Raw genomic sequence first — 7474 nt, 5'->3', positions numbered from 1 at the left:
AGCTTGGGAATTGATTCCCAAGCGGTCTGGATGTCTCACCCTCCGCTCCCTCCGCTCCCTCCGCTCCCTCCGCTCCCCCGCCCACACCCCATTCCCAATATCATTAAGCTAAATTGAAAACTGTAACAATTTTTACAAAATTTTGTTTTTATTAACTTTTTTGAGTTAGGCTACAGATAAGAGGAAATCAGGCTGGGGATCAAGGAATTGGGCATAACATACGAGGTTACTGCCCGACATCTATCTCCAGCCTGGATCATTCAAAAGAGGTTTAACCAATTATGGTTGTATCATCCCTGCAGACCACCGAGGCACCGACTCCGGCCTATATTTGTCCGTTCGATCGCACCTGCAGCTATCTGAACCAAGCCGCGGCCGAACTCGAAATGGACGACAACATCCGGGTGATACTGGAACACCCCCGCAAAGTCGTGACCGTCGCCATACCCGTCCGCCTCGACAGCGGGAAAGTCCAAATTTTCGCCGGACACCGGGTCCAGCACTGCGACGTGCTCGGCCCCTACAAGGGCGGGACCCGCTACCACCGGGCCGTCACCCTCGCGGAACTCTCCGCCCTGGCCATGTTGATGACCTGGAAATGTGCCCTGCTGGGGATTCCCTACGGCGGCGCCAAGGGGGGGATCGCGATCGACCCGGCCCAATACAGCGACGGCGAAATCGAACGCCTCACCCGCCGCTACGCCAGCGAACTGATCAAAGACATCGGACCAGCGATCGACATTCCGGCGCCCGACATCGGCACCTCCTCCCGGGAAATGGCCTGGATGATGGACACCTACTCCATGAACATGGGCCACGCCGTCCTCGGTGTCGTCACCGGCAAACCCCTCTCCATCGGCGGTTCTAAGGGCCGCGACATGGCGACCGGACGGGGGGTCATGATTGCCGTCCGGGAGGCCTTGATGGAGCTGGGACAGACCCTAGAAGGCGTAAAAATTGCCATCCAAGGATTCGGCAAAGTCGGCGGCGCCGCCGCCCAACTCCTCCACCAAGCCGGCGCCAAAATTATCGCCGTCTCCGATGCGTCGGGAGGGGTATTCGCCTCCGAGGGGTTAGATATTCCGGCTTTATCAACCCATGTAGCGGCGAATAAAACGGTGGTCGGATTTCCCGGCGGCGAACCGGTCACCAATGCGGAATTGTTGACGCTTCCCTGCGATGTCTTGATTCCGGCGGCATTGGAAGATCAAATTACCGAAGAAAATGCCGATCGCATCCAGGCAAAATTGGTCGCCGAAGCTGCCAACGCTCCCATCACCTTGGTCGCCGACCAAATGCTAGAATCTCGGGGGATTAAGGTATTGCCCGACATCCTCGCCAACGCCGGCGGCGTGGTCGTCAGCTATCTGGAATGGGTGCAAGGTCAGTCCTTCCTATTCTGGGACGAAAAACGGGTGAACCGGGAGATGGAAAAACTGATGGTTCAAGCCTACCACCGCGTCAGCCAGCGTTCCCAAGAACAGGGCGGCGACCTGCGGCTGGCGGCTTATACTTTGGGAGTCGGTCGGGTCGCCCAAGCGATCCGCGATCGCGGCTTGTATCCTTAATCGGTTGTAGGGTGTAGGGTGTAGGGTGTAGGGTGTAGGGTGTAGGGTGTAGGGTGTAGGGTGTAGGGTGTGGAGGCAACCTTATAGGGTTACCAATTACCGATTCCCCATTCCCGATTCCCCATTCCCGATTCCCCATTCCCGATTCCCCATTCCCCATTCCCTATCCCCTACTCCCTTCCAGATCGAATTGTGATTTAATATCGCTTAGATCTGTTTTGTTTCAATCTCAAACTCGGCTATGACCCCAACTCGACCCCTCGAAACCCTCGGCTGTCTGGGCAAAGTGACGATAGAAGGCGACATGGTGCGTTTGAAAGGCTGGGCCGCGTCTTGGGGGGCGGGTTCCGTCACCCATTTTCGCGTCACCATCGGCGGCGTGGAAGTTCCCGAATTGCGGATTGAGAAAAACCTGCCCAGCGACGACGTGCGACAGTTATTCCCCAGTTTGGATGATGCCGGAAACGCCCGTTTTCTGATTTACATTCCCCTCAGTTGGGTTAAGGAAAATAACCTTTTGGATTCCCTCGTCAAACTGACCCCGGTTTTTGCAGGTGGCGAGGGAGACGTATTATTTGGATTTTTGGAACCGTCCCTCCCCGTCCCCGAAAAAAGCGATCGCGTCGGCGTGGGGGGCAGTTTCAAATTTGTGGCGGGGGACTTTTTGGGGCACTTCGTTAACAAAGCCGATTTACAACCCGGGGAAGCCGTTTTGGATGCGGGGTGCGGCGTCGGACGCATCGCCTACGGGTTGGCTTACTACCTCGATGATAGCGCCCGCTACGAGGGGTTTGATATCGTCCCCCACTGGATCGATTGGTGTCAGGAAGTCATCCGCGATCGCCGTCCCAATTTTAACTTTTGCTGCGCCGATCTGTACAGCGATCGCTACAATCCCGGCGGCAAAATGAAGGCGGATAATTTCATCTTTCCCTACGATGACGACCCATTCGATTTCGTCCTTTTGACCTCCGTTTTTACCCACTTATACGCCCCCGCAACCCGAAACTACCTGCGGCAGGTGGCGCGAGTTTTGAAACCGGGAGGGCGGTGTTTATGTACATTTTTCCTATTAAATGAAGAGACAAAAAACCTGATCGAAGCCGGTCGCAGTTCCCGCAATTTTGCCCATCAAATTGACGAAAGCTTTGTCGATCATTTGGATAACCCGGAAGATGCGATCGCGCACCCGGAGGCGTCGGTGATGGAGTGGATAGCCGAAGCGGGTTTGGCGGTGAAGCGGAAGGATTACGGGATGTGGTGCCGCCGCAACCGTTCCGCGAGTTATCAGGATATGCTGGTTTTGACTCGTTTGTAGTAAAATCAATCAAACTATGTAGGGTGCGTTCCCACCCCATCCATCATCACTCAAACGCGATCGCCCGGTTGACTTTGTTTTATTGTATAATAAAAATCCCGTCGCAGTGGGCTTGGCAAGATACGATTCTGACCGGGGTGGCGCACAAGAAGACGATCGCACGGGTCAATATCGAGACTGTGCCAATGAAGTGCTCGGATATGCTCGAACGAAGGGATTCAATCTGAAAGTGATTTTTCTGAATGACGGCCCCGGGTTACTTCTGGGTTCAATGTGGCGAGATTATGCCCACCTTGAGGATTCTTGGAGTGGTCAAGTTAAAGTGGTCACTCTCCGAATGTTTCCAGAACGCATAACCATGCAGTGGCTGCTCTCTTAAAATCTGAAATATGGCAACAGGAATTCCCCAAAAAGATCGATCCGCTTCTAATCTTGGCGTCAACCTGGTATATGAAGGCAAAAAAAGCGAAGATGAGATTTTGAATGGCGACTTCGTTCAATATAAAACCGTTTATTCGCCTTCATCCGACAAAAGATTATATTTTGGCGATAGTTTGGACGTTCTGCGTTTGCTGGCTTCGGAACCGGAAATCTGCGGAAACGTTGATTTGATTTACATCGATCCACCATTTGCCACACAAAGTCACTTCCTATCGCGAAAACAGTCGAAAGCCTACGAAGATACTTTGACGGGTGCCGCTTTCGTGGAGTTTTTGCGCGATCGCATTTTACTATTACACAAACTCTTATCCAATACCGGATCGATTTATTTGCATCTCGACGAAAAAATGGTTTTCGAGATGAAATTGATTATGGATGAAATTTTCGGTTCTTCAAATTATCGAAATTTGATCGTCCGAAAAAAATGTAATCCCAAAAATTACACCCGCAAAACTTACGGCAATATTGCGGATTTTATCCTATTTTACACGAAATCAGAACGCTACACTTGGAATAAACAAACCGTCCCCCTGTCGGAAAATGGAAAAAAAGAGTATCAGTACATCGAGAAAGAAACCGGGCGAAAATTTATGAAAGTTCCCATCCACGCACCCGGTGTCCGCAACGGCGAAACGGGGAAACCCTGGAGAGGAAAAATGCCCCCACCCGGCAAGCATTGGCAGTATCCCCCGGCAACCCTCGACGAAATGGATGCGAGGGGCGAAATTTTTTGGTCGAAAAATGGCAACCCGAGACGGAAAGTTTATCTGGATGAACATCCGGGTGTCGCCGTTCAAGATATTTGGTTGGAGTTTCGAGACGCTCACAATCAAAATATTAAAATCACCGGATATCCGACAGAAAAAAATCCAGATTTGCTGAGACGAATTATCGCCGCGTCATCCAATCCGGGGGATCTCGTTCTCGACTGTTTTGCCGGTTCCGGGACGACATTGGCAGTGGCGGACGAAATGGGACGAAATTGGATCGGTGTTGACAACAGCATGGAAGCATTAAAAACGATCCTGAATCGTTTTGAACATGGAGTCAAACCGATGGGTGATTTTGTCGAAAAAACGAGTTTATCTCAAAATGATGGTTATATCCAAAAGACATTATTTGATAGTGTAGATTTGGATGAATCACCGGCAGAAAATTGCCTCGCATCGTGGCATCCTACAATAACTGATTTTTCAATTTTTTTGCCCGATCGCTCTCTCCCAGAAGCCGAGAAAGTGGTCGAAAATTGGAAAGATAGAAAGATCGAAAAAACGGATTGATATAATGTCGATTGATCGGGTGAGGTATAGTGGTGGAGTCAAAGTCCCCCTTGTGAAGGGGGATTTAGGGGGATCGTTCAGATCTCATTAGAGAGAAAACCGCTATAGACAATCCGAATCAGGAGAAACTCGTATGAATGTCTCAATCCGACTCCTCCAAAAACACGAAATATCGATCGCGGACTCTATTTTTAGACTCGCCTTCGGAACCTTTGTCGGTTCCTCCAAGCCGGCGGAATTTTTTGGCGATCGCAATTACATCGAAACCCGGTTCAACATCGATCCGAGGGCGGCATTTGTCGCCGAAGTTGACGGACGAATTGTCGGTTCAAATATCGCGGCGAATTGGGGGAGTGTCGGCACTTTCGGACCCCTCACCGTCCACCCCGACTACTGGGATCGAAAGATTGCCCAAAGTTTGGTTGAAGTGGCGATCGCGAAATTTTCGGAATGGGGAATCCGACAGGCGGGTTTGTTCACCTGTCCCAATAGTCCGAAACATCAATTATTATATCACAAATTCGTATTTTATCCCCGATTTTTAACGTTCGTGATGGGAAAATTTATTGAAACTGATAATCCCCAAGATGTTGAGTTTGTGCGATATTCTGCATTGGATGAAAACGGGCGATCGCGATCCCTCAAAGACTGTTACAACCTCACCGATTCGATTTATCCGGAATTGGATGCATCGCGGGAAATCCGATCCGTTTACAAACAAAACTTGGGGGATACTATTTTATTTTACGATAGCATCGGTTTGGCGGCATTTGCGGCGTGCCATTGCGGGGCGGGTAGCGAAGCGGGGGCGGATAGATGTTATATTAAATTTGCGGCGGTGCGTCCCGGAACACACGCGGCGGACAATTTTGAACGATTACTCACCCGCTGCGAAGCCTACGCAAAAACTCAAAATCTCTCCCGTCTCGTCGCCGGGGTGAATACGAGTCACGCCGAAGCCTACACCCGGATGATTTCCCGGGGTTTCCGCACGGAAACGACGGGTGTCGCCATGCACAAACCCAACGAACCGGCATATCATATATCCGATATTTTTGTATTGGATGATTGGCGATAATTCGGGAGAGTTGGAATCACCCCACCCAACCCTCCCATTCCGAAAAGTAGGGGCCCCTGGCTTGCGCCCAGGGGAATTGATTCCCGGGCGGTTCGGACTGCTATAAAATATTGGAGATGGCGTTATCGACGGTGGGGTTGGCGAATTGAGTGGCGAATTATTGCAGGTGTTGCCCGCTGATGCCCGGATTGTTATCGAAATTGGCGATAATCCTGGCGGGACTCTCAAAACGGATTACGGGCGGATTAATCCCCAATGCCGGTATTTGCAAATTTCACCCGATTCGGACTTGACAACCGGCGCGATCGCTGCTGAAATAGGTAACGTAGATGTTTTGGTGTACAACTGTACCCCATTCGATCGCGTCCGGTTCGCCCAACTGCTACCGCATCTGACTCAGTGGTTGAAACCGGGGGGGCAGGCGATCGCACTTTTGCCCAATTCCCAATACTGGCGTTTACAACCGGGAGAGGCGAAACCCGGTTTGACGCTGCCGGAAATCCGATCGCATTTCAATCAAGCTGGGTTCTACATTTACGAAGTGCGGACGAGGGGCGATCGCGATCCGGAATTTCAGTATTTTCTAGAACGGATTCGACCCCAGCTTTTATCCTCCGGCATCGATATCAAACCATACTCCGCCCAGATTCTATCACCACAATATCTGATCCGGGCGATCAAGTCAACCGAGCCGCCCCGCCGCCTGTTAATTCAAACCGCAATCATGGCACCGACGGGGTGCGATCGCATCCGAGTTTTGAACCCCGATCGCTTCAGCGTCACCATCCCCGGAACCCGGGTTTTTTCCACCGTCAAATCTGCCCGCATCATACCAACATTACCACAGGAAGAAAAAGTTTTCATCTGGCAGCGCACCATCATGTCCTACCGGGAACATCTCCCCATCCTCAGACGCCTGCTGCAAGAAGGTTATTTAATCGTCGCCGAAATTGACGACAACCCCCTCCGCCGCCGCGAATATGCCGACAACCGCTATCTCAGCTACCGGGGATGTCACGCCGTGCAAACCTCCACAAAACCGCTGGGTGTCTTCCTGCGACAATTCAACCCCAACGTCGCCGTCTTCGGCAACCACCTCGCCGAACTTCCGCCGCCCCGGAATGATCCGGAAACCCCGGAAGTGACATTATTTTTCGGGGCGTTAAATCGCGAAAAGGACTGGCAACCGATCATCCAATCCATCAATAAAATATTGCGGAAATATCGAACAAATATCCGCGCCAAAGTCATCCACGATCGCCGCTTCTTTGAAGCCTTAGAAATGACGCAAAAAACCTTCGAGCCCTTCTGTCCCTACGATCGCTATCTGGAAATCCTGCGAACCTGCGATATCGCCCTACTCCCCCTGACTCCCGATCCCGTCAATTTGATGAAATCCGATTTAAAATTTATTGAATGTGCGGGTAACGGCGTGGCAGTCCTGGCAAGCCCCACGGTCTACGAACACTCTATTATACCAGAAAAAAGCGGATTGATCTACCGAACCATCCGACAATTTGAAACCCACCTCGATCGCCTCATTTCCGACCGAGAATTCCGCCAAACTATCGCCGCCAACGCCTACAACTGGGTGCGCGATAATCGCCTGTTATGTCAGCATTATAAACGGCGGCGGAACTGGTATTTACAATTGCGCGATCGGCTCCCCGAGTTGAACCGAGAACTGCAACAACGAGTCCCCGAACTATTTTGATCCCCCTAAATCCCCCTTACAAAGGGGGACTTTGAGTCCGGATGTCAAACTCTCAAAAAACCGGAACCGATACAG

General features: G+C 51.3%; 5 protein-coding genes. All 5 read left to right on the top strand.

Going from position 1 to position 7474, the window contains the following annotated elements; all coding sequences use genetic code 11:
• The first annotated feature begins 281 nt into the window (after positions 1 to 281).
• Entirely contained in the window at positions 282 to 1568 is a 1287-nt protein-coding gene (locus AC0QHF_RS01680) for a Glu/Leu/Phe/Val family dehydrogenase (protein ID WP_324702449.1), read from the top strand.
• Positions 1569 to 1809: 241 nt separating this feature from the next.
• Positions 1810 to 2886 (top strand): class I SAM-dependent methyltransferase, encoded by a 1077-nt coding sequence (locus tag AC0QHF_RS01675; protein WP_324702448.1) that lies wholly within the window; start codon positions 1810 to 1812, stop codon positions 2884 to 2886.
• A 389-nt stretch (positions 2887 to 3275) separates the two neighbouring features.
• A complete protein-coding gene (locus AC0QHF_RS01670; RefSeq protein ID WP_324702447.1) occupies positions 3276 to 4607 on the top strand; it encodes a site-specific DNA-methyltransferase in 1332 nt (443 codons plus the stop codon).
• A 133-nt stretch (positions 4608 to 4740) separates the two neighbouring features.
• On the top strand, positions 4741 to 5685 hold the full coding sequence (locus AC0QHF_RS01665) for a GNAT family N-acetyltransferase (RefSeq protein ID WP_324702446.1): 945 nt from the start codon (positions 4741 to 4743) through the stop codon (positions 5683 to 5685).
• A gap of 145 nt (positions 5686 to 5830) precedes the next feature.
• Positions 5831 to 7399 carry a glycosyltransferase family protein gene (locus AC0QHF_RS01660; RefSeq protein ID WP_324702445.1) on the top strand — a complete coding sequence of 523 codons (1569 nt, stop codon included), beginning with the start codon at positions 5831 to 5833 and terminating at the stop codon, positions 7397 to 7399.
• Positions 7400 to 7474 lie beyond the last annotated feature (75 nt).

The sequence above is a fragment of the Lyngbya sp. CCY1209 genome (genome assembly GCF_055795065.1).
Note: the sequence above shows the minus strand (reverse complement) of the source record. Positions and strands in the feature narration are given on the sequence as shown.

Excerpts from the sequence above, each read along its gene's own strand:
- AC0QHF_RS01680 (WP_324702449.1), top strand. The coding sequence starts at position 282 with ATGGTTGTATCATCCCTGCAGACCACCGAGGCACCGACTCCGGCCTAT.
- AC0QHF_RS01675 (WP_324702448.1), top strand. The coding sequence starts at position 1,810 with ATGACCCCAACTCGACCCCTCGAAACCCTCGGCTGTCTGGGCAAAGTG.
- AC0QHF_RS01670 (WP_324702447.1), top strand. The coding sequence starts at position 3,276 with ATGGCAACAGGAATTCCCCAAAAAGATCGATCCGCTTCTAATCTTGGC.
- AC0QHF_RS01665 (WP_324702446.1), top strand. The coding sequence starts at position 4,741 with ATGAATGTCTCAATCCGACTCCTCCAAAAACACGAAATATCGATCGCG.